The 20,428-nt window shown below is 63.6% G+C and carries 16 protein-coding genes; 1 reads left to right on the top strand and 15 read right to left on the bottom strand.

Going from position 1 to position 20,428, the window contains the following annotated elements; genetic code table 11:
• From RhoBH5_RS23205 to RhoBH5_RS23135, 15 genes are all read right to left on the bottom strand, one after another.
• Positions 1-807: AMP-binding protein (locus RhoBH5_RS23205; RefSeq protein ID WP_270008842.1), on the bottom strand; the 807-nt coding region annotated here is incomplete at its 3' end.
• 182 nt (positions 808-989) lie between these two features.
• The gene (locus RhoBH5_RS23200) at positions 990-1,985 is read right to left on the bottom strand and encodes an LLM class F420-dependent oxidoreductase (RefSeq protein WP_007731815.1); all 996 of its coding nucleotides are present in this window, start codon (positions 1,983-1,985) and stop codon (positions 990-992) included.
• 205 nt (positions 1,986-2,190) lie between these two features.
• Positions 2,191-3,144, bottom strand: coding sequence for a cutinase family protein (locus RhoBH5_RS23195; protein ID WP_003943848.1), 954 nt, complete (start codon positions 3,142-3,144; stop codon positions 2,191-2,193).
• 9 nt (positions 3,145-3,153) lie between these two features.
• Positions 3,154-3,705 (bottom strand): DUF732 domain-containing protein, encoded by a 552-nt coding sequence (locus RhoBH5_RS23190; protein ID WP_270008841.1) that lies wholly within the window; start codon positions 3,703-3,705, stop codon positions 3,154-3,156.
• Between the two features lie 106 nt (positions 3,706-3,811).
• Entirely contained in the window at positions 3,812-5,695 is a 1,884-nt protein-coding gene (locus RhoBH5_RS23185; protein ID WP_003943922.1) for an alpha/beta hydrolase-fold protein, read from the bottom strand.
• A 252-nt stretch (positions 5,696-5,947) separates the two neighbouring features.
• On the bottom strand, positions 5,948-6,958 hold the full coding sequence (locus RhoBH5_RS23180) for an alpha/beta hydrolase (RefSeq protein ID WP_007731818.1): 1,011 nt from the start codon (positions 6,956-6,958) through the stop codon (positions 5,948-5,950).
• 331 nt (positions 6,959-7,289) lie between these two features.
• Entirely contained in the window at positions 7,290-9,209 is a 1,920-nt protein-coding gene (zomB, locus tag RhoBH5_RS23175; RefSeq protein ID WP_270008840.1) for a flagellar motor control protein ZomB, read from the bottom strand.
• Positions 9,187-10,092: a decaprenyl-phosphate phosphoribosyltransferase gene (locus RhoBH5_RS23170; RefSeq protein WP_003943808.1), complete on the bottom strand. Its 906-nt coding sequence runs from the start codon at positions 10,090-10,092 to the stop codon at positions 9,187-9,189. The genes zomB and RhoBH5_RS23170 overlap by 23 nt, the downstream gene beginning before the upstream one ends.
• Positions 10,089-10,622: a phosphatase PAP2 family protein gene (locus RhoBH5_RS23165; RefSeq protein ID WP_003943893.1), complete on the bottom strand. Its 534-nt coding sequence runs from the start codon at positions 10,620-10,622 to the stop codon at positions 10,089-10,091. Before RhoBH5_RS23165 ends, RhoBH5_RS23170 begins: the two co-directional genes overlap by 4 nt.
• Positions 10,603-12,516 (bottom strand): glycosyltransferase, encoded by a 1,914-nt coding sequence (locus tag RhoBH5_RS23160; protein ID WP_065351770.1) that lies wholly within the window; start codon positions 12,514-12,516, stop codon positions 10,603-10,605. The genes RhoBH5_RS23165 and RhoBH5_RS23160 overlap by 20 nt, the downstream gene beginning before the upstream one ends.
• Positions 12,513-13,727 (bottom strand): UDP-galactopyranose mutase, encoded by a 1,215-nt coding sequence (gene glf / locus RhoBH5_RS23155; protein WP_063315967.1) that lies wholly within the window; start codon positions 13,725-13,727, stop codon positions 12,513-12,515. Before glf ends, RhoBH5_RS23160 begins: the two co-directional genes overlap by 4 nt.
• A gap of 69 nt (positions 13,728-13,796) precedes the next feature.
• A complete protein-coding gene (locus RhoBH5_RS23150; protein WP_065351769.1) occupies positions 13,797-14,720 on the bottom strand; it encodes an MBL fold metallo-hydrolase in 924 nt (307 codons plus the stop codon).
• Between the two features lie 110 nt (positions 14,721-14,830).
• Positions 14,831-15,982 carry an acyl-CoA dehydrogenase family protein gene (locus tag RhoBH5_RS23145; RefSeq protein WP_007731824.1) on the bottom strand — a complete coding sequence of 384 codons (1,152 nt, stop codon included), beginning with the start codon at positions 15,980-15,982 and terminating at the stop codon, positions 14,831-14,833.
• Between the two features lie 2 nt (positions 15,983-15,984).
• Positions 15,985-17,166: a thiolase family protein gene (locus tag RhoBH5_RS23140; protein WP_007731825.1), complete on the bottom strand. Its 1,182-nt coding sequence runs from the start codon at positions 17,164-17,166 to the stop codon at positions 15,985-15,987.
• A gap of 90 nt (positions 17,167-17,256) precedes the next feature.
• Positions 17,257-18,666, bottom strand: coding sequence for an amino acid permease (locus RhoBH5_RS23135; RefSeq protein ID WP_003943879.1), 1,410 nt, complete (start codon positions 18,664-18,666; stop codon positions 17,257-17,259).
• 171 nt (positions 18,667-18,837) lie between these two features.
• On the opposite strand from RhoBH5_RS23135, the gene RhoBH5_RS23130 reads away from it, so the two are divergent.
• Positions 18,838-20,331, top strand: coding sequence for a PucR family transcriptional regulator (locus RhoBH5_RS23130; protein WP_003943944.1), 1,494 nt, complete (start codon positions 18,838-18,840; stop codon positions 20,329-20,331).
• Positions 20,332-20,428: the final 97 nt, after the last annotated feature.

Genomic DNA, 20,428 nt, shown 5'->3' with positions numbered 1-20,428 from the left:
AGCAAGTTCCTTGATCCACCGGTACGGCCGCTGCACGAAAGCGCGCGGGCTCATGATGGTGATGTACTTGCCTCCCAGAGCAGGCAGGATGACCGTCAGCAGGCCCATGTCGTGGAACAGCGGGAGCCATGTGACGCCGCGTGAGTCCTCGTTGAGTTCGATGGAGTCGACCATCTGGAGCGCGTTCGTTCCGACAGCACGATGGGTGATCTCCACACCGGCGGGAACTCGGGTCGAACCCGAGGTGTACTGCAGGTACGCGATGTCGTCGAGTTCGATGTCGGGACGAACCCACGTTTCACCGACGGTGTCGGGAATCGCGTCGACGGCGATGATTCGCGGACGCTCGGCAGCGGGAAGCGAGCGGAACAACTGGCGAACACCGGCCGCCGACGATGCGGCAGTCAGAATCGCAGTCGGCTTGCAGTCACCGAGAACAGCGTGAAGACGGTCGGTGTGACCGGGCTCGTCCGGATCGAAGAGCGGCACCGCGATGGAACCGGCCTGAATGGCCGCGAAGAACGAAATGACGTAGTCGAGTCCCTGCGGAGCAAGAATCGCGACGCGGTCGCCACGCTTGGTGACCTGCTGCAGACGGGCTGCAACAGCGCGCAGACGCACACCGAACTGCTCCCAGGTCAGCTCCAGGGCTTCACCGTCACGCTCGCGTGAGTAGTCGATGTACCGATACGCGAGCTCGTCCGCGTTGACACGCGAGTGTTGCTCGACGTAGTCGACCAGCGTGAAGCCTGGTTGCAGGCGGATCTGGCCCTTCTCGTCGAGAAAGCCATCGAACAGCGCGTTCATTCCATCTCCTCCGAAGCGATCACACAAGCACTGTCTTTCATGCCTGCGCCCCAGACTTCCTTCGCTCTCTCGGGTCCATCTTCGATCAATCGAATCGCACTTTGTGCGCAACTCACCTGAATCACTTCATCGATCCCAAACCATCGATATGTTACAGATTCGCATCGTCCGTATTCTCCGGCCTACTCGCCCGCCAGTAACGGGATGATCGGGGCGAACGCTTCCATCTGCGTCGGGAAGACCCCGACGTACGACATCGACGTCTTCTCGCGGACCAGTCGAATCTGGTCTGCGATTTCCTCGAAAGTGCCCACAGCCAGGTATGGAGAGTTCAACAGCTCCTCCACGCTCAGCTTACGATCCACTTCGATGTTCGGCGGAAAACCTTGGTCCAGAGCGGCGATTGCCATTTCGGCAGCCTGCTCTCGATCGTCGGTGATCATGATCATGGTGATGGTCCAGTTGAGTTCGATCTCATCGAAACGCTCGCCGGCAGCTTCGCGGATCCGCTCGACACGTTCGATGGTCTTTTCCATCGTGATTCCGGAGAGCAGAAGCCGCCCGTCACGGTTCGTCGGTGTGGCGACCGAGATGATGTCCGCGTACTTCGCCGCGAGAGCAAGCATCTTCGGGCCTCCGCCGCCCACGATGATCGGTGGCCGCGGGCCCTGCCGCGGTCGCGGGCTGCCCTTGAGGCCGCGCACCTGATAGTGCTTGCCTTCGAAAGTGCATTCCTGCCCGCGCAGAAGAACGTCGAGAATCTGCAGAGACTCCTCGAGCTTCTCGATGCGAACGCCCGGACTTTCGTAGGCGATGCCGCCCTTGTCGAACTCTTCCTTCATCCAGCCCGCACCGATACCGAGTTCGAGTCGACCACCGGACAGCACGTCGATAGTCGCCGCGTCCTTCGCGAGCACAGCAGGATGACGGAAGCCGTTGGCCAACACGGCGGTGCCGAGACGAATCTTGTCGGTGGCCACCGCGAGCGCTCCGAGAGCGGCGATCGGGCCGACCTGATTACCCAGGTGATCCGGAATCATGAACGAGTCGTAGCCGAGTTCCTCGGCCTTCTGCGCGAGCTTGACGAAGCGTCGCGCACCACCCTCTTCGGCGTTGCCCTCGCCACCGGCCGCAAACCGAAATTTGCGTAGGGCATCGCTGCCGTGGGTGGAACTCATATATCGATCTCCTGTGATGGACACGTACGTCGTACTCGAACTACAAACTCGGACAAATCGAACCTACTCGCCAGTCACTTACGTGACAGCACTGTAGAGGAAGCCCCCGGACCGTGCAGCACTCTACCGGGACCAAACGAGCAGATTACCCGCGAGCGAACTCCCGAGACGCCCGATTGTGACGAATCAACAGTGCGGCGGTGACTCAACTGTGGGGCGGCGTCGGTGCAGCGTCGATCTTCTCCGCAGCCCACTGTGCCATCCATTGGGTGGCCGTCGTGCCGTTCGGATCGACTTGGAAGGAGTTGTACATCGCGTGCACAGGGTTGTTGTAGTACTCGAGCAGTCGCGGCGCCGAACTCAGCCAGTTGGTCGGGTTGAGAGCGGCTGCCGGCGCGTCGCAGATACCGTCGCTCGGCGCGCAGATCTGATAGGTCCGATCGTTGAGGTCACCGAACCCGCCGGGCCTCGGGCCGGTCATCGTGAGACCGGGCAGCTTCAGCCCGTTCAGCGACAGCTCGGCGCCGACACCGGCAACGCTCGGGCCAACGGTGTTCCCGAACGCCGGATCGCGCCGACCGTCGGCGATCAAGCCGACGCCCAGAACCAGATCGGCAGGCACCGCGCCGGTACCGTCGCCGATACTCGCGGCGACGTCACCCGCGATCACCGCGCCCTGGGAAAATCCGGTCAGGACGTAACTCGTGAGCGGGCACTCGGCGTGCCGCTTCATCAGAAAGTCGTTAGTGGCAGCAGTTCCCGCGGCCCGACTGTTGTTGTAGGACTGCTGTCCGTCCGGCGGGATCGCCACCGGATTCGAAAACTGTGCGACATACGGAACGGTGTAGACGTCGGCCCGTGAAGTATCGAACTTCTCCTGCAGAGGACGGGTCACGTTCAGCATCAACGACGCCGGATTGGCCGTCGGGTTGTACGGGTCGTCGGTAGCGCTCGACTCCCACGTACCCGGTATGGCTACTACCTGGACATCGGGGCAACTGGCCGGCTGAGACACCGGAGGCTCCGGGCTCGGCGGGATCGGAGTCGGCGAAGGCACCCGCCCGGCCAGGATGTACCAACCGCCGATCACGACCGCTGCGACCACAAGAATGATCAGCAGCGGGATCAGGCACCCACGACGCTTTCCAGACCTCGCCATGACCCGCGCCTACTTGCAGTAGGTGGCGTTGGCGACGTCGATGTAGATCTGAGCGTTCGCACCTGCCTGCGCGGGAGTGATCTGCTTGCCTTCCGCCGACGCTTCCTGGCCGACGAAGGCGGTCACGAAGGTCAGGACCTCGTCGTCGGTCTGAGGACCGGCAGCGCAGATGTAATTGGCCGTGTTGACGGCGATGCTTCCGTCACCGGCTGGGGTGATGCCCTTCGCCTTCAGTCCGTCGAGGAACTTCTGTGCCTCGGGACTGACCTCGACGACTGTGGGACCCGGGAAGCCCTCGATGCTCTGCGGCTGCTCCGGCGGCGCGGTGGCCGCGGCTCCCGGACTGGTGGGCGCAGCCGACGCCGTCGTGGTCGCAGAGGCGGACGCAGATGCCGAACCGCTGGAGGACGAAGCCGCCGCGGACGTCGTGGTGACCGGATTGGAGGTTGCAGTGGAGTCGTCACTACCGCACGCGACAAGCGCGCCACCGGTGGCGAGCGCCAGGGCGCCGACCGCGATCGCGCGTGCACAAGTGTTTCGGTTACCCGAGAAAAGCGACATCAATGTCCGTCCTTGCCTTCAGTCGAAAGTCCATCAACAGGTTACGCAACGCACGCGGGCGGGCACCGATCCGTGATCGGGCCCGCCCGTCGTGCACCACTGTGAGTTAGTGAACTTCTGTCTTGTCACCGATCACCGTGATGTAGCCGAACTGGAAGTTCTGCTGGACACCACCGGGAATGTCGAACTTGTCACTGATCGGGAATCCGAGTCGTCCACCTTCGTATCCGACGCTCTTCCAACCGTCGAACAGCGGACCGTTCTCGACGGACCATGCACCGGTGCCGGGGCTCCAGTAGATGTTGCCGCCCTCGAACTCGGTGAAGCGTCCGTTGTCCTTGATCGGAACCTCGTTCGACTTCGGGAATCCGAGCCAGCCGTTTTCCCAGCCGAGTTCGCCGTACTTGCCCATGATCATTCCGAGAACCGCGTGAGTTCCATTGGCGCTGCTGTACATTGCGCCGATCTCGAATCCCTGGACCTTGCCCGGCTTGCCGGGGGTCGCGATCTCGTCGGCAGTCGGGTAGCCGAGCGGGCCACCTTCCCAACCCTGTGCGGACCACTCGGCGAGGATGTCACCGCTGACGGGGTGAGCGCCGGTCTGCGGGGTCCAGTAGATGGAGCCGTTCTGGAAGTGGTTGAAGCGTCCGCGTCCGTCGGGGGTACCGAGTTCGGGGGTACGCGGGAAGCCGAGCGGGCCGGCTGCTGCTCCGGTGTTCATGTACGCGCCGGCGATACGACCGGCGACGGGCTGGGCGCCCGTTCCACTGGTGAAGTAGATGCGACCGTTGCGGAAGTCCTGTGCCAGGCCACCCGCGACGCTGTACTCGGGGGTGATGCAGTCACCGATCCAGCCGTTGGCTGCGGCCGTCGCACCGATCTCACCCGAAGTGCCGCAAGCCGGCTTCTCGACCTCGACGCCGATGGCGTTGGCCAACTGCGGCCACAGCTGATGAAGCTCGAACTGCCAGTACGGCCACGAGTGGGTTCCGGACGGGCGGTAGTTGACCTGCGCGGGGATTCCGAGCTGGTTGAGCTTGGTCGCGAAGGTCTGCGAGGTCAGGCGAGCGAGGATCTCGAGGCCCATGCCTGCGTAGTTGGTGCTCACGCCGGGAATTCCCGACGGCTGGTCGTACGGGCCGGTCGTACCGCTACCACTCGAGACGTACAGGCTGACGCCCTTGAGCTTCTCGGCGAGCGCGTACGGATCGTGTGCAGCCCACTGCGGGTTGGACGGCGGTCCCCACATCGCGGCGGAGTTGTATCCACCGGCGTCGGTCATCGCGAACTGGATTGCCTGAGGCATGCCGAGCGAGGTGGTGGTGAGGATGCCGGAGAGCGAAGCGGCGAACTTGAAGAAGCCGGGGTTGCGCGCCGTGAGGAACATGGCGGACGTGCCGCCCATCGACAGACCGACGACACCGCGTGTCTGCGTGGTCCGCCAGTCCTTTTCGAGGATGGGGGGCAGTTCCTTGGTCAGGAACGTCTCCCACTGGTAGTTCTTGCCGTTGTCGGGCTGGAGCCAGTCGGAGTAGAAGCTGGACTGACCGCCGACCGGGAGGATGACGTTGACGTTCTTGTCCGCGTAGAAGGACTCGGCGTCGGTCTCGTAGGTCCAGGCGTTCTCGTTGTCGGTCGCGCGAAGACCGTCGAGCATCCAGACCGAGGGGAAGCTGGCCGACGGATTGACGTTCCAATCGCGGGCCAAGAGGATCTGCACCTGAATCGGGGTGCCCATCGCGGGAGAGTTCACCCACAGCGCGACGCGACGCTCGCTGAGCCAGTCGACCTTCGTGACCGCTGCTCCGGTGGGGTTCTGGGTGGCGGCCGGTGCGGCCTGAGCAGGTGCCGGCGCGGCTGCCGCGGTTCCGGCCGTCGTCAAGCCCGCGGCGATCGGCAGAACCAGCATCGCTGCCAGTGCGCCGACGACCTTTGTCCGGAAGGTTGCCCGGGACCGGCGACGGTCCTCCGTGGCAAGGCCTACTCGCATGAGCTCACTCTCTTTCCTTACGTTCGGTCCGCGCGTCGATCGTGTGGCCGCCTGAGCAGCCAGACCCCCGTTGAAACTATTTCTACACGCAAACGATCCCCGCTTGGGGTAGCCGCGCTGTTACTGGTGGTGCAATTGTTACTGACATCGGGCGCTTGTGCAGCACCTGAATACACAAGTGCCGTCCCGGTTCTCCTTCGAGGAGTCCGGAACGGCACTGGTGAAGTGACTAGGTCACGGGATCGCGCACGATCACCAAGCGTTCATGGTGTCGAGGATCTGGCCGCGAGCCTTCCACAGCTCTGCCGACCAGTACGGCCACGAGTGCGTGCCGTTGGACGGGAAGCTGTAGGTGGCCGGGATACCCAGCGAGTTCATGCGGATCTGGAATGCACGAGTGTTGACCAGGGCGAGAGCCTCGAGGCCCATGCCGTTAGCCGTGTTGTAGTAATCGATCGGTGCGCGCGGGTGGTCGTATTCACCGGGCAGGCCGCTTGCCGACGAGATGTACATCGACAGGCCCTGCAGACGCGGTGCGAAGACGAACGGGTCGTTGCGCAGCCAGGACGGGCTCCACGGCGGTCCCCACATGGAGTCGACGTTGAAGCGACCGGCATCGAGCATTGCGACGCGGATTGCCTCGCGCATGCCCGGAGCCGAGATGTTCAGGTAGCCCGACAGCGAGCCGGCGAACTTGAACTGGTCACGGTGGTAAGCAGCCAGCGTCAGAGCAGCGCTGCCACCCATCGAGAGGCCGAGGACCGCGTTGTTGGTGGGCGAGACGCCGTAGTTCGCGAGGAAGTTGGGCAGTTCTTCGGTGAGGAAGGTTTCCCACTTGTACGTGATCTGCTGGCCGTTGAAGTTCGACGGTGCATACCAGTCGCTGTAGAAGCTGGACTCGCCGCCGACGGGCATCACGAGGGTGATGTTGTCGTTGCGGTACTGGTCCATCGCATTGGTCTCGAAGCTCCACGCGTTGGCGTCGTTACGCGCACGCAGGCCGTCGAGGAGGTAAAGGGCAGCGTTTCCGCCGCGAGCGGCCCACTGGACCTGGACCTTGATGTTGCCCATCGAGGAGGGCACCCACAGCTCGTCGTATCCGCCGGAGGGGGCGGTGTGGCTGGGAGCAGTGTGCGCAGGCGCAGCAGAGGCGACAGCACTACCGGCAACTCCTGCAGCAAGGGGGAGCACAAGTGCTGCGGCACCGATGGCCAACGCTCGGTGCTTGAGGCGCTGGGTCAGCCTCTTTCTGGCAAAACGCATGGATACTGCTCTCTCTCTTCGTCTGCGGAACCCACTCGGTGGAGTGGTTCCGGCGGATTCCGTCGGGGAACAGGCTTTTCTGCCAGCCCGAACGAGTTCGGGTCGGCAGCGGACCTCTTCCAAGTCACACTGCGCTCGCTGGACTTTATGTCACAGGTTCAGCTGTGACAAATAGGTGGACCGTTACGTCCCAATCCGCGAGCAACACCGTCATCACCCCTCGGGGGTGATTCAGGTTAGGTGAATCGTCTTCGAGTACATCGTGGCCAATCAATTCGGTGTTACTGAATCGAAATATTCAAACCCTCAACAGTCGGTGATGCTGATCACATCACCTGGGTGACTCCGGTGGAACGAGACCGCAGCGTTCCAATTCGTAGGCCGGAACCCGGTCGAATCGGTACTTCGCGAAGTCGAATGCCTGCTGGAAGTTCTGTTTGAATCTGGCCCAGGTCAGCTCGGAGCGGTACGACGTGAGCAACTCCTGCGTTTCCGGGCAGGTGATGGCCAGCTTTGCGTCCGCAACCCAGTCTTCGTCGAGGAAGAACGGCAGCCACGGTCGAACGTCGATCATTCCCGTGTCCGCGACCACCCAGTCCGGATAGAGATTCTTGTCGTGCCCGATCCGGCCGTCCTCGAGTCGCTCGGTGTGAGCTGCCAGGGGATACGCCAGCCCCATCTGATCGAGCACCCGAACGTCGAGGCCGACGTTCATGCTCGTCATTCCGAGGTTGAGGAAGAAGACGACGTGCTCGGCCGGCTCGTCGATCGGTCCGGGTGGTGGGACGACGAACCAGGAGTCGTAGCTCGCGGACGGCAGCAGCAGCCCACCCTCCGGAGTCCGCGCGATGGTCTCGACCATGGCACGCATTCGCGGATAGTCGAGGTAGTCCTCGGCCAGGATCGGATGCTTGTGACCGGTGTTGAGTGCGTAGAACGCTCGCTCGTCGACGATTCCCGAGCGACCCACCACGGATCCTTCGGGCATACCCGTCGTGTTCGCGGCGAAGAAGGCCCAGATGATCGTGCCGATCCACAGCACCGCCGAGACTCCGAAGATCGCGGTGTCGCGATTACTTCCGAACGCTGCCCGCGCCGGCACCCGCAACGGAATGACCGCCACCGGGATGAGCAGGCAGAACAGCACCGGCAACAGGACGCGGCCGTGCATGAAGTCGCCGCCGACGCGCAGAGAGTAGATCCCGAGGATCAGCCCACTGCCGAGAATGAAGGTGACAATCGCCCGCGGCGTGCGCAGAAACTGCTGAAAGCGCTGCCACAGCGGGCGTGCGGGTTGATCTGCGGTAGCGGTAGGTGTGTCCGCTCGGCTTCGCCACACGAGCAGCAGCGCACCGATGAGCAGGAACAGCAACGGTAACCAGAGCAGGTACGGCCCGACGAGGTTCCACAGGTACGCAAAACCCTGCGCCCACTTCGCGCCACCGGCGTCCTTCGACACCGCGGTGTTCGGGTATGGCAAGGCGTAGTAGCCCATTCGCCAGATCTGATAGGCCACCGGGACAAGTCCGGCGACGACGACGATCAGTGTGCGAATCTTCCAGGTCAGGCCTGCGGAGAGAACGATCATCATCAACGCGGCAGCACCGGGAATCGCCATCTCGGGTCGAACCAGTGGTCCGAGTCCGGCCACGAACGAGAGAGTCAGGATCGACGCCGTGGACGGCGTCGACGCCTGCGCCCACCGAACGAGCAGTACCCACAGGAGCGCGATCCAGAAGATCACCAAGCATGTCTCGAGCCCGGAAGTGGCGAAATCTCGCGCAGGCGGAACCGCGATGTAGACGAGAACACCCGCCGGTACCAGCAGGATCGTTCCGCCCGCCGACGGCCGAACGCCGCGGTACAGACGACCGGTGCCGAGCATCGCCAACACGACGGCAGCAGTCGAGAGTACGAGCGCGATCGTCAGAACAACGTATTCGAGACGGATCTGCGTGAGCCAACTGAACGCGTAGACGATGTACGTCCACGCGGTACTCGTGTTCGCCTCGACACGCTCACCCGCGTTGAAGACCGGGCCGTTCCCCGCGAGCAGGTTGCGGACGGTTCGCAAGACGATGAGTCCGTCGTCGGCGATCCAGCGACGCTCCCACGCACCCCAGAACATGAGGGCAGCAGCAAGCACCACCCCGCCGAGAAAAACTCCTCGACTGAGGGTGGTGCGATTCGCCGCAGTGTCGACGTGCGGGTCGGCCTCGGTGCGTGGCTCAGACGAGGTAGACAGCGACACCCACTACTCCGATCCACGCAATCGCGAGGAGTTGCAGCACCCGGTCACCGAGCGCGATCTCCTCAGGCTCTCCGGCTTCGCCGCCGTCGACGTCCACCGCGTATCGCAGCACCGCGATGGTGAACGGCACCATCGAGATGGCGTACCAGTTGGTGCCCTTGATGGCGTCCTGCTGGAACGCCCACAGTCCGTAGCAGAGGACCAGCGTCGTCGCTGCCATCGTCCACACGAAACGCAGGTACGTCATCGTGTAGCTCTCGAGGGACTTACGGATCTTGGCGCCGGTCTTCTCGGCCAACTGCAATTCGGCGTAGCGCTTGCCTGCCGCCATGAAGAGTGAGCCGAACGCCATCATCAGCAGGAACCACTGCGAGAGATCGATCTCGGCGGCAACGCCACCGGCGATCGCTCGAAGCAGGAAGCCGGACGAGACGATGCAGATGTCGATGACGGCCTGATGCTTGAGACCGAAGCAGTAGGCGAGCTGGATGACGATGTACACGCCCATGACCACGGCGAGTTGCCAGTTGGCCAGGAAGGACAGCCCGATCGCACCGGCAAGCAGCACGACTGCCATGCCGTAGGCGATGTTGACGGGTAGAACGCCGGCCGCGATGGGACGGAATCGCTTCGTGGGGTGAGCACGGTCGGCTTCGACATCCATCGCGTCGTTGACGAGATAGATGCCTGATGCCGCCATACAGAACACGACGAACGCCAGCGCGACGGGCAACAGCACGTCGGCTTCGGTGGCGGTTCCGGCCGCGATGGGCGCTGCCAGCACAAGGACGTTCTTGACCCACTGACGTGGGCGAAGCGCCTTGACGATGCCGGCGGGCAGGGACTTCGGGGGTCCGCTGACCGTAGCCGGTTCCTCGCTCATTTATCTCCACATTTCTGTTCGGCTCTGGCTTCTTCGACCCGGCGAACTACCGCCGCGGATGCGGCTCCCAGTGCCGCTCCGGCGAGTACGTCGGTCGGGTAGTGAACTCCCAGGACCAGACGCGAGAGCATCATCGGGGGCACCAGCAACGCCGGTAAGGGTAGCCCGGTGAGCCGACCGATCAGCACAGCCGCCGCCGTCGTCGACGTCGCGTGTGATGACGGGAAGCTGAGCTTGCTCGGTGTCGAGACGTTGACCTGCACCGAAGGATCGGAAGGTCGCTTGCGCCTGACCACCCGTTTGATCACCACGGAGGCGGCGTGTGCACCGAATGCTCCGACGGCTGCTCCGGCCCATTCCCGTCGACGCGGCTTGTCCACAGCAGCTCCGACGGCAGCGATCGCGATCCACCCGAGGGAGTGCTCACCGAAGTGAGACATACCGCGGGCGACCTTGACGGCTCCCGGCAGCTGCCCGACGGTCGACTGAATCCCGGCCAGAATCTGTACTTCAGGAGATGCCGAAGACACGTTCCCACCTTTCCGTGCTGGTCAGTGAAGGAACGGCGTCCTGGTACTGCTTCTTGAGCTCGGGGAAACGGGCGGCGAGTTCGCGGCGCAACCGTGTTGCTTCCTTGAGCAGTTCGAGCGCGAGTTTCGGGTTTCGCTTGCGGTAGACGACGCCGCGACCGTCGGCCGTGGTGACGGTGACGCCGTCGACCTGCGAGAGCAGGAACCAACGGGCGTCGATGGTCGGAACATTGAGCTGAGGGCGCTCGAGGTGTTCCGGCTTGGCCGGCTTCACGTTGTGCACTCCGGCCCTGAGGACCCGGGTGATCTTCGCGACGGTCGACAGCGGCAGGCTCACGTCTCCGACATCCGCACCGGAGGGCAGCGGCAACGCAGTCGACGACGGCAGTACGACGGCGTCGGAGAATTCCTTGCGCTGGGCGTGGACCTCACCGAGTGCCGTCGGCAGCATGTTCGCGATGTGTTCCGGTCCGGCGAGGAAGTCCGCGATGGCCTTGTTCTGGATCGCGACGGTGGAGTACTCGAGGCACAGCAGGTGCTTGAGCGTTGCCTTCACCGTGTTGACCACGAGGCCACGGCCGTTGCCCGGCATGTGGAGCGCGGCCACCACCAGACGGTTACGGAGGTGGAAGTACGCCTGCCAGTCGATGGCGTCGTCCTTGTCGCTCCACGCCATGTGCCAGATCGCGGCACCGGGCAGAGTGACGGTCGGGTATCCGGCTTTCTTTGCGCGCAAACCGTATTCGCAGTCGTCCCACTTGATGAAAAGCGGTAGCGGCTGCTTGATTTCTTCGGCGACCTGGCGCGGGATCATGCACATCCACCAGCCGTTGAAGTCGACGTCGATGCGGCGGTGCAGGAGTTTCGATTCGCGCAGCGGCTTCTTCGAGAAATCGTGGTCGTATTCGACGTTCGGTGCCGCGGTCCACATGAAGATGCCGCGGTCGACCACTTCACCCATCACGTGGAGGTGGCTTCGTTCCTGCAGGTTGAGCATCTGCCCACCCACCAGCATCGGCGACTTCGCGAAACGCGAGAACGAAAGCGCACGCAGAATCGAGTCCGGTTCGATCTCGATGTCATCGTCCATGAACAGGATGTGCTGGCACTGCGTCGTCTTGAGTGCCTCGTACATGATTCGGCTGTATCCGCCCGAGCCGCCGAGGTTGCCCTGATCGTGAATGGCGAGCCGATCACCGAGCGCTGCAGCAGCTTCGGCGAATCCGGGTTCGTCACGCACCTTGCGGGTGCCCTGATCCGGCATGATGACGGCCTTGATCACGTCCGACACCAGCGGATCCGAAGCCAGTGCAGCAAGCGCCTTGACCGCGTCGGTCGGACGGTTGAACGTCGGAATACCAACGGCGACAGTCGCTTCGCCGGGAGCCTCGACGGGCGCGTACCAGCCGCCGCTCTCGACGACCACTGCCGTATCGGTGGTGATGTCAAACCAGATCCAGCCACCGTCCTCGAACGGCGCCAGTTCCACCTCGAACTCGACCGCGGCATCGCCGTCGGCAAATTCCTTGCCTTCCACGTGAATTCGCGAGGAATCCGCCTTGGAACGGTAGATGTCGACGCGGCCGTGGCCGGACAGCTCGAGACGAAGGACCACCGATTTCAGGATGGACCATCGACGCCAGTAGCTGGCAGGGAACGCGTTGAAGTACGTGGCGAACGAGACCTCGGTCTCGGCGCCGAGCGCTACCGACGTGCGCGAGGTCGAGTGCGCCCGCCGACTGTTGGACCAGGACTCTTCCAAGTACAACGTGCGGACGTCGAGCGGCTCACCGGCGCGGGGCAGGATGATCCGCTGAAGCAGGGACTTGCCGAGGTAGGTCACCTCGTCGCCGCTGACGGCATCTTCGCCTTCGAGTAGATGACGTGCGTTCATTCGCTCTCCCCTGCCAATTCCGCACCCGTTTCGAGATGCGGGCGCAGGGTGTTCTCGAACATCGTCAGCGCGCTGGCGATCGCCATGTGCATGTCCAGGTACTGGTAGGTGCCGAGACGCCCACCGAAGAGGACCTTGTTCTCCACGGTCTCCTTCTTGGCGCGTGAGCGGTACGCGGAGAGCTTCTCGCGATCCTCGGGAGTGTTGATCGGGTAGTACGGCTCGTCCTTCGCCTCCGCGGCACGTGAGAACTCACGCATGATGACGGTCTTGTCGGTCGGGTACTCGCGCTCCGGATGGAAGTGACGGAACTCGTGGATACGGGTGAACGGCACGTCGGCGTCGTTGTAGTTCATGACCGGGGTGCCCTGGAAGTCTCCGGTGGGCAGAACCTCGGTCTCGAAATCGAGGGTGCGCCATCCCAGTGCACCTTCGGAGTAGTCGAAGTAGCGGTCGAGCGGGCCCGTGTAGATGACAGGGGCGTCGGGGCTGGCGGTGCGCAGTTCGTCGCGGACGTCGAAGTAATCGGTGTCGAGGCGGACCTCGATCTTCGGATCCTTCGCCATGTTCTCGAGCCACGCCGTGTAGCCGTCGACAGGCAGGCCCTCGTACGTGTCGTTGAAGTAGCGGTTGTCGAAGTTGTAGCGGACCGGCAGGCGGCTGATGTTCGCGGCGGGCAACTCGGTGGGGTCGGTCTGCCACTGCTTAGCTGTGTAGTCACGCACGAACGCTTCGTAGAGCGGGCGTCCGATCAGGGAGATCGCCTTCTCTTCGAGATTGGAGGCGTCCTTCGAATCGATCTCGCTGGACTGTTCGGCGATGAGGGCGCGTGCTTCTTCGGGAGTGAAGTACCGACCGAAGAACTGCGACACGAGACCGAGTCCCATTGGGAACTGATACGCCTGTCCCTTGTGCAGCGCGAAGACACGGTGCTGGTAGTTCGTGAACTCCGTGAACTGGGTGACGTAGTCCCAGACCTTCTTGTTCGAGGTGTGGAACAGGTGGGCACCGTACTTGTGGACCTCGATGCCGGTCTCCGGCTCTGCCTCCGAGTATGCGTTCCCCCCCAGGTGGTGACGGCGATCCAACACCAGCACGCGCTTACCCAGCTGGGTAGCGGCACGCTCGGCGATGGTCAGCCCGAAGAATCCCGAACCGACGACGATCAGGTCGTACTGGGCACGGGCGGTCTCTGAATTTGCAGCGGTCACGATGAACCAGGGTATCGGACCTGTTCGGACGCCGAGGGTTGGATGCGTCACCAGGGACGATGCGGCAAGTCAGGACGTTGCAAGACCGATCAGACCGGAAGCACGAGGTGCACCGCTCGAATCGAATTCGATCACGATCGGTTCGTCGACGGGGAAGTGTGCGGGAAGTAGAAGCAGTCCCTCCGACGCGCAGCGTTCGAGAAGTTCGCGGCGGGTGACCCTGGCGATCTCGGGATCCGCGTCGCCGCCCTGGCTGAGGTCCGGGTACAGAAACTGGATCGGATGGTGGATCACGTCGCCGGCGATGACGGCGCCGCCGTCGGCAGTGCGGATCTCGATCACGATGTGACCCGGCGTGTGGCCGGGCGCGCTGCGAACGACGACGCGTGTGCCTTCGGACTCGGCCAGGACGTGGCCGTCGTCGACCGCCTCCCACTTCGCCCCGTCCAGAACGGGACGGACGCTGTCCTCGAAGGTCTGCGCCAGATCCGAGACCACTCCTTCGTGTGGACCGTCGGCGGCGAGTTGTTGGAGCGCGGCCAGTTCGGTGCGATCGAAAATGTAGGTCGCGCGGGGGAAGGTAGGCCGCCAGGTTTCGGCGTCGAGGGCGGTGTTCCAGCCACAGTGGTCGGGGTGCAGATGTGTGCTGACCACCAGATCGACGTCGTCGACGGACACACCGGTGGCTGCGAAGCGTGAGAGGTAGTCGGTACCGAACATGTGATGCGGCAAGAGGTTCGGCCGGTGCTTGCTGTTGCCGTTGCCGGTGTCGACGACGACGGCCTTGCCGCCGATCTCCACCAGGTAGGTGTGGATGGCAAGCACGAGGTCACCACTACCCTCGTCGAAGAACTCCGGTGTCAGCCGCGCCGACGCTTCCTCTATCTCCGCCTCACTCGCCTGGGGAAAGAGCTCTCGCGGCGGAAACGGCCAGTGCGCCAGCTCTGTCAGTTGGGTGACGCGTGCCGACCCGACGTCGATGGTGAAGCTCATTAGTGTTTGCCTTCCGAACAGCTCGATACCGCTTGTGGGCACACACAAAGGCACCCACCGAAATGCTCGGTGGGTGCCTGGTCGGTGTCAATGGTTTTCGACGCCGGTGATCAAAGACTCTTCGCGATGATGCCCTTCATCACTTCGTTGGCGCCGGCGTAGATCTTCTGGACGCGGGAGTCCTCGTACATGCGCGCGATCGGGTATTCACGCATGTAGCCATATCCGCCGTAGAGCTGCACGCACCGGTCGACGACGGCGCATTGCTGCTCGGTGAGCCAGTACTTGACCATCGCGGCGTCTGCGCCGTCCAGCTCGCCGTTGAGGTGATCCTCGATGCAGTTGTCGAGGAAGACACGGCAGGTGCGTGCGATCGTCTGGCACTCGGCCAGCTCGAAGGCGGTGTTCTGGAACTCGAAGAGGCTGTGCCCGAACGCTTGACGCGCCTTGGTGTATGCGACGGTCTCCTCGACTGCACGCTCGATGGTGCCGATGGCCTGCGCGCCGATGATGAGGCGTTCCTGCACCAGCTGCGCCATCAACTGACCGAAGCCGAGCCCCTCGGACTCACCGAGGAGGTTCGAGACGGGAACGCGAACGTCGGTGAAGGACAGCTCCGACGTATCGGCGCCGTGCTGACCGACCTTGTCGAGCACGCGGCCGACCGCAAAGCCTTCGCAGTCACGAAGATCCACAATCAGGAGCGAGACACCCTTGGCGCCCGCCTTGGGGTCGGTCTTGACGGCAAGCACGATCATGTCTGCGCTGCCACCGTTGGTGATGAAGGTCTTCGACCCGTTCACGACGTAGTGGTCACCGTCACGGATCGCGGAGGTGGTGATTGCCTTGAGGTCGGAACCTGTTCCTGGCTCGGTCATTCCGATGGCGCCGAGGATTTCGCCCGTCGCCATACCTGGCAGCCAGGCCTTCTTCTGCTCTTCGCTTCCGTATTCGAGCACGTAGTGGGCGACGATGCCACTGTGCACGGAGTTACCGAGCGCATAGTCACCGCAGTAGCCCTGCGCCTCGAAGACAGCGAGATCGTGCGCGAAAGTTCCACCGCCCCCGCCGTATTCCTCGGGAATCGAGCAGCACAGCAGGCCGAGCTTGCCGGCTTCGAGCCACACGGACCGGTCGACGCGATGCTGAGCGTCCCACTGCTCACGCTTGGCGATCAGTTCACGATCGAAGAAACCACGGGCCAGTTCGGCTACTGCGGTGATCTCGTCGTCGTGCCACGACGGCTTGCGCTTGGTCGCCATGATCAGACCCGCTTCAGCAGGGCAGCGAGTGCCTGACCGCCGCCGATGCACATGGTGACGATGCCGAATTCGAGGTCGCGGCGGACCATGTCGCGGGCCGCACGCAGGGTCAGGATGGCTCCGGTGGCGCCGACCGGGTGTCCGAGGGCGATCGCTCCGCCGTACGGGTTGGTCTTCTCCGGATCCAGGCCACTGTCACGGATGACGGCGATGGCCTGCGAAGCGAACGCCTCGTTGACCTCGGCGGTGCCGATGTCGGAAGGCTTCAATCCTGTTTGTGCAAAGAGCTTTTCGAGAGCGAGCACGGGAGCGTAGCCCATCAGGCCGGGCTCCATGGCTGCCGTCGTGACGGTTTCGAGCGTGACCAGTCCGGTGAGACCGCGCTTGGCTGCCTCGGTGCCCGTCGCGAGGACGAGTGCGCCGGCGCCGTCGTTGATGCCCGACGCGTTACCGGCGGTGACGGATCCGCCCTCTTCGAATGCGGGGCGCAGCTTGGCGAGGGTTTCGACGGTGGTTCCGGGCTTGGGATGCTCGTCCTCGGTGACGGTGACGGAGCGCCGACCACCGGTCTCGACGGGAGTGATTTCCTCGGCGAATGCCGCCTTCGCTGCGTCGGTAGCGGCGCGGCGCTGAGATTCGACGGCGAACTCGTCCTGCTGCTCGCGACTGACGCCGTACTTACGGGCGACGGCTTCGGCAGTGCGGCCCATGTGAGCCTTGCTGAACGGGTCGGTGAGCATCGCGACGGTGCCGTCGACGAGGCTGCGATCGCCGAGCTTGTAGCCCGAGCGGGCGGCGAAGTCGTAGAAGGGCATGCGAGACATGCTCTCGTCACCGCCGGCGAGCGTGATGGCAGCTGCGCCCCATCGCATCTGCATCGCCGCAGACCACACAGCCTGCAGGCCGCTGCCACAGAGGCGGTTGACGGTGTAGGCGGGGACGTTCTCGGGCAGTCCGGCGGCGATGCCGACGCGGCGTGCGTTGTAGGCGTCCGGGCCGACCTGGCCGATGCAGCCCATGACGACCTCGTCGATGTCTTCGGGCGCAACGCCGGCGCGGCTCAGCGCGGCCTTGGCTGCTGCGGCGCCCAGCTCGTGTGCGGGTACGTCCTTGAAGACGCCGCCGAAGCTACCGACGGGGGTCCTGGCCCCGTCGACGATGACGATCGGTTCGGGTGTGGTCATGATTGTCCCCATCTGCTGTGCTCACGTCGATTTCTCTGTCCGTGGCCGATACTAGGACATCGAAGTATCTCGCAGATGGGGACGTTGGTGTCAGGGTGTGGGAGCGCTCTCGGCGACGGGCACGACCTCGGCGTCGGTGTCGGTGTCTTTGTGGTTCCGGTAGCGGTAGAGCCCGATACCCACGAGGATCGCTGCAAGTCCCAGGGACACGATCATCTGGCTGCGCGTCGAGTCCAGGGTGAGCATTCCGATGCAGAGCGCGATGATGGCGGCGATCGTGGCGTAGGTCAGGTACGGGAAGAACCACATCTTGAGTTCCAGCTCCTGGCCCGAAGCTTCGAGCTTGCGGCGGGTGCGCAGCTGGGACACCGAGATGACCAGCCAGACGAACAGCGCGATCGCACCGGAGGAGTTGACCAGGAACAGGAAGACCTTGTCCGGGGAGAGGTAGTTCATGCCGACGGTGAGGAAGCCGACGATCGTCGAGACCAGGACAGCGCGCATCGGGACGCCGGTCTTCTCGATACGTGAGAGCGACTTGGGGGCGTCGCCGCGGCCGGCGAGGGAGAAGATCATGCGGCTCGCGGTGTAGAGACCCGAGTTGAGGCAGGACAGAACCGACGTGAGGACGACGACGTCCATGATGTTGCCCGCGGCCGGAATGCCGTAGGAGTCCATGACGGCGACGTACGGGCTGAGTGCAACCGACGCGCTGTCCCAGGGAAGCAGGGTGACGACCACCGCGATCGAGCCGATGTAGAAGATGAGAATTCGCCAGACGACGGATTTGACGGCTGCGCGAACAGCTTCGAGCGGGTTGGCCGATTCACCGGCGGCGATCGTGGCGATTTCGGCCCCGAAGAACGAGAACACGACCACAAGGACTGCGGCGAGCATCGCTCCTGTTCCGTTCGGCAGGAAGCCGCCGTGACCGGTCAGGTTTGTCATTCCGGGTGCTTCGACGCCGGGCATCCATCCGCAGATCGCCACGATGCCCATGCCGAGGAACGCGATGATGGCGACGACCTTGATGGAGGCGAACCAGAACTCGAACTCGCCGAACGACTTGACCGAGATGATGTTGGTCAGCGTCAGCACGATCATCAGAATCAATGCCCAGGTCCACTGGGGAACCCCCGGAACCCAGCGATTCATGATGAGGGCACCGGCGGTGGCCTCGATGCCGAGCACGATGATCCAGAACCAGGCGTACAGCCAGCCGATCGAGAAGCCCGCCCAGCGGCCGATGGCCTTGTCGGCGTACGAGGAGAACGAGCCGGTTTCCGGCGACGCTGCCGACATCTCACCGAGCATGCGCATCACGAGGATGACGACGACGCCGGCAAGCGCGTAGGAAATCAGGACACCGGGTCCCGTCTCCTGGATCGCCACACCGGAGCCGACGAACAGTCCGGCGCCGATGACGCCTGCGATCGCAATCATCGACAGATGCCGCTTCTTCAGCGTGTGCTGAAGTGCCGGCTGGTCTGTACTGGACATCAGTACTCCTTGTGGGCTGTTCGGAACGTGGATCTCGGTGGCGCTCTATCCGGAGCGCATTTTCGATAGCGCCAGTGTCGGACCTTCGGCAAGCTCGCGTCAGGCTCCACTTTGTACAAACGTGACCGCAGGCACTACAAAGTGGCGAGTTCGAGGTGTCAGACTGGACTCATGCCCATCACGCTCCGCCAGCTTTGTGCGACCGAACAGTTCGGCCTTCGCGTCCTGGCTGGGCACGACCAGCTCGATCGCACCCTGACCTGGGCACATGTCTCCGAACTTCCCGACCCGACGCCCTTCCTCGACGGCGGTGAACTACTACTCATCACCGGGGTGTCACTACCGACGACGGCCGCGGAAACGACCCGATTCGTACGGACCCTGGTGGCGGCCGGAATTGCCGGAATCGGTTTCGGAACCGGCCTCGGATACGAGCAGGCGCCACAGACTCTGGTGGATGCGGCCACCCGTTTCAGTGTGCCCCTTCTCGACGTCCCATTGCGAACACCTTTCATCGCCCTGACCAAAGCGGTGTCGAAGGCGCAATCCGACGACGACATGAAAGCGCTGCGCAGCAATTACCAGAGCCTGCGGCGACTGCTTCAAGCTGCGGTGACGGTCAACGGCACCCGGGCAGTCGTACGACGGGTGGCGGAATTGATCGGCGGATGGGCGGCTCTGCTGGACTCGGCCGGACATACCGTCGAGATCTCACACACCGCCGCGGCCGCCGGAATCGAGCGAACTGCCCCCGAGCGCGACGCCCGCCCGATGGAAGTCAGTTTCCTCACGAGTGAGAACGAGGACGTCATCTCCCATCCGCTGCTGACGTCGAGGGGAAAGCTGATGGGGTACCTCGTCGCCGGCTGCCCCGGCGCCGTCGGTTCACTGAATCAGGGCATCGTCATCGCAGCCGCGTCTCTGCTCACGTTGATGACGGCTCGAACCCGAGACGCACAGCTGACGATGAACCACCTTCGTACCGTTGCGATGCATCAGCTGTTCGAGGGACAGAATGCGCTCGCCCGCAACATCTCCGGGGAACTGTGGGGAGGATTTCCGGTCGAGCCTTTCCAGGTCTTCCACGTAGCGGGCCCGAGTGGCCTGCTCGAGAGCGTGTCCGTCTCACTGCTCGATGGTCTCAGCCGCGATCTGGCGTTCGGCATCACCGACGGTGCACTGATTGCCGTCGTCTCGGCTACCGACAGCGGGCGAATCCTCGCCCGTGTCAACGAAATCGACGTCACCGTCGGCGTGTCGGACATGCTGTGGTGGGACGATCTCTCGCGCGCCAGACGCCAAGCCGCGCAGGCAGCAGCCGAGGCCGGTGCCCGCAACCTGCCTTCGATGCGGTTCGCCGAACTCTCGGAGAGCGGATTGTCCGCATTTCTCGACCAGGATCGCTCGACGGCATTCGCGGCGGCACACTTGCGCCCGCTTCTGGAAGCGAAGGGCGGTAGCGATCTCTACCGGACCTTGGCCATGTGGTTGGCACACAACGGGGTGGGCGACGCCGCAGCCACAGCGCTGAATATTCATCGGCATACGTTGCGCAGCAGACTCGCTCGGATCGAGAGCCTTCTCCAGCTCGACCTCGGCTCCCCCACGGAACGTGCGGAGTTGTGGCTCGAGTACCGCCTGCTCGGCGACGCCCCGACCATCTGACCGACAACCAACGAACCCTGAACGACCTGAAGGGCCTCCGCCGGGTTACGGCAGAGACCCTTCAGAGTCGATACGTGCGAGTCGCTACCGACCGACC

The organism is Rhodococcus sp. BH5 (assembly GCF_027583855.1).
In the GTDB taxonomy this organism is placed as follows: Bacteria; Actinomycetota; Actinomycetes; order Mycobacteriales; family Mycobacteriaceae; genus Rhodococcus_F; species Rhodococcus_F qingshengii.
This window is presented reverse-complemented; position numbering and strand designations above follow the sequence as displayed.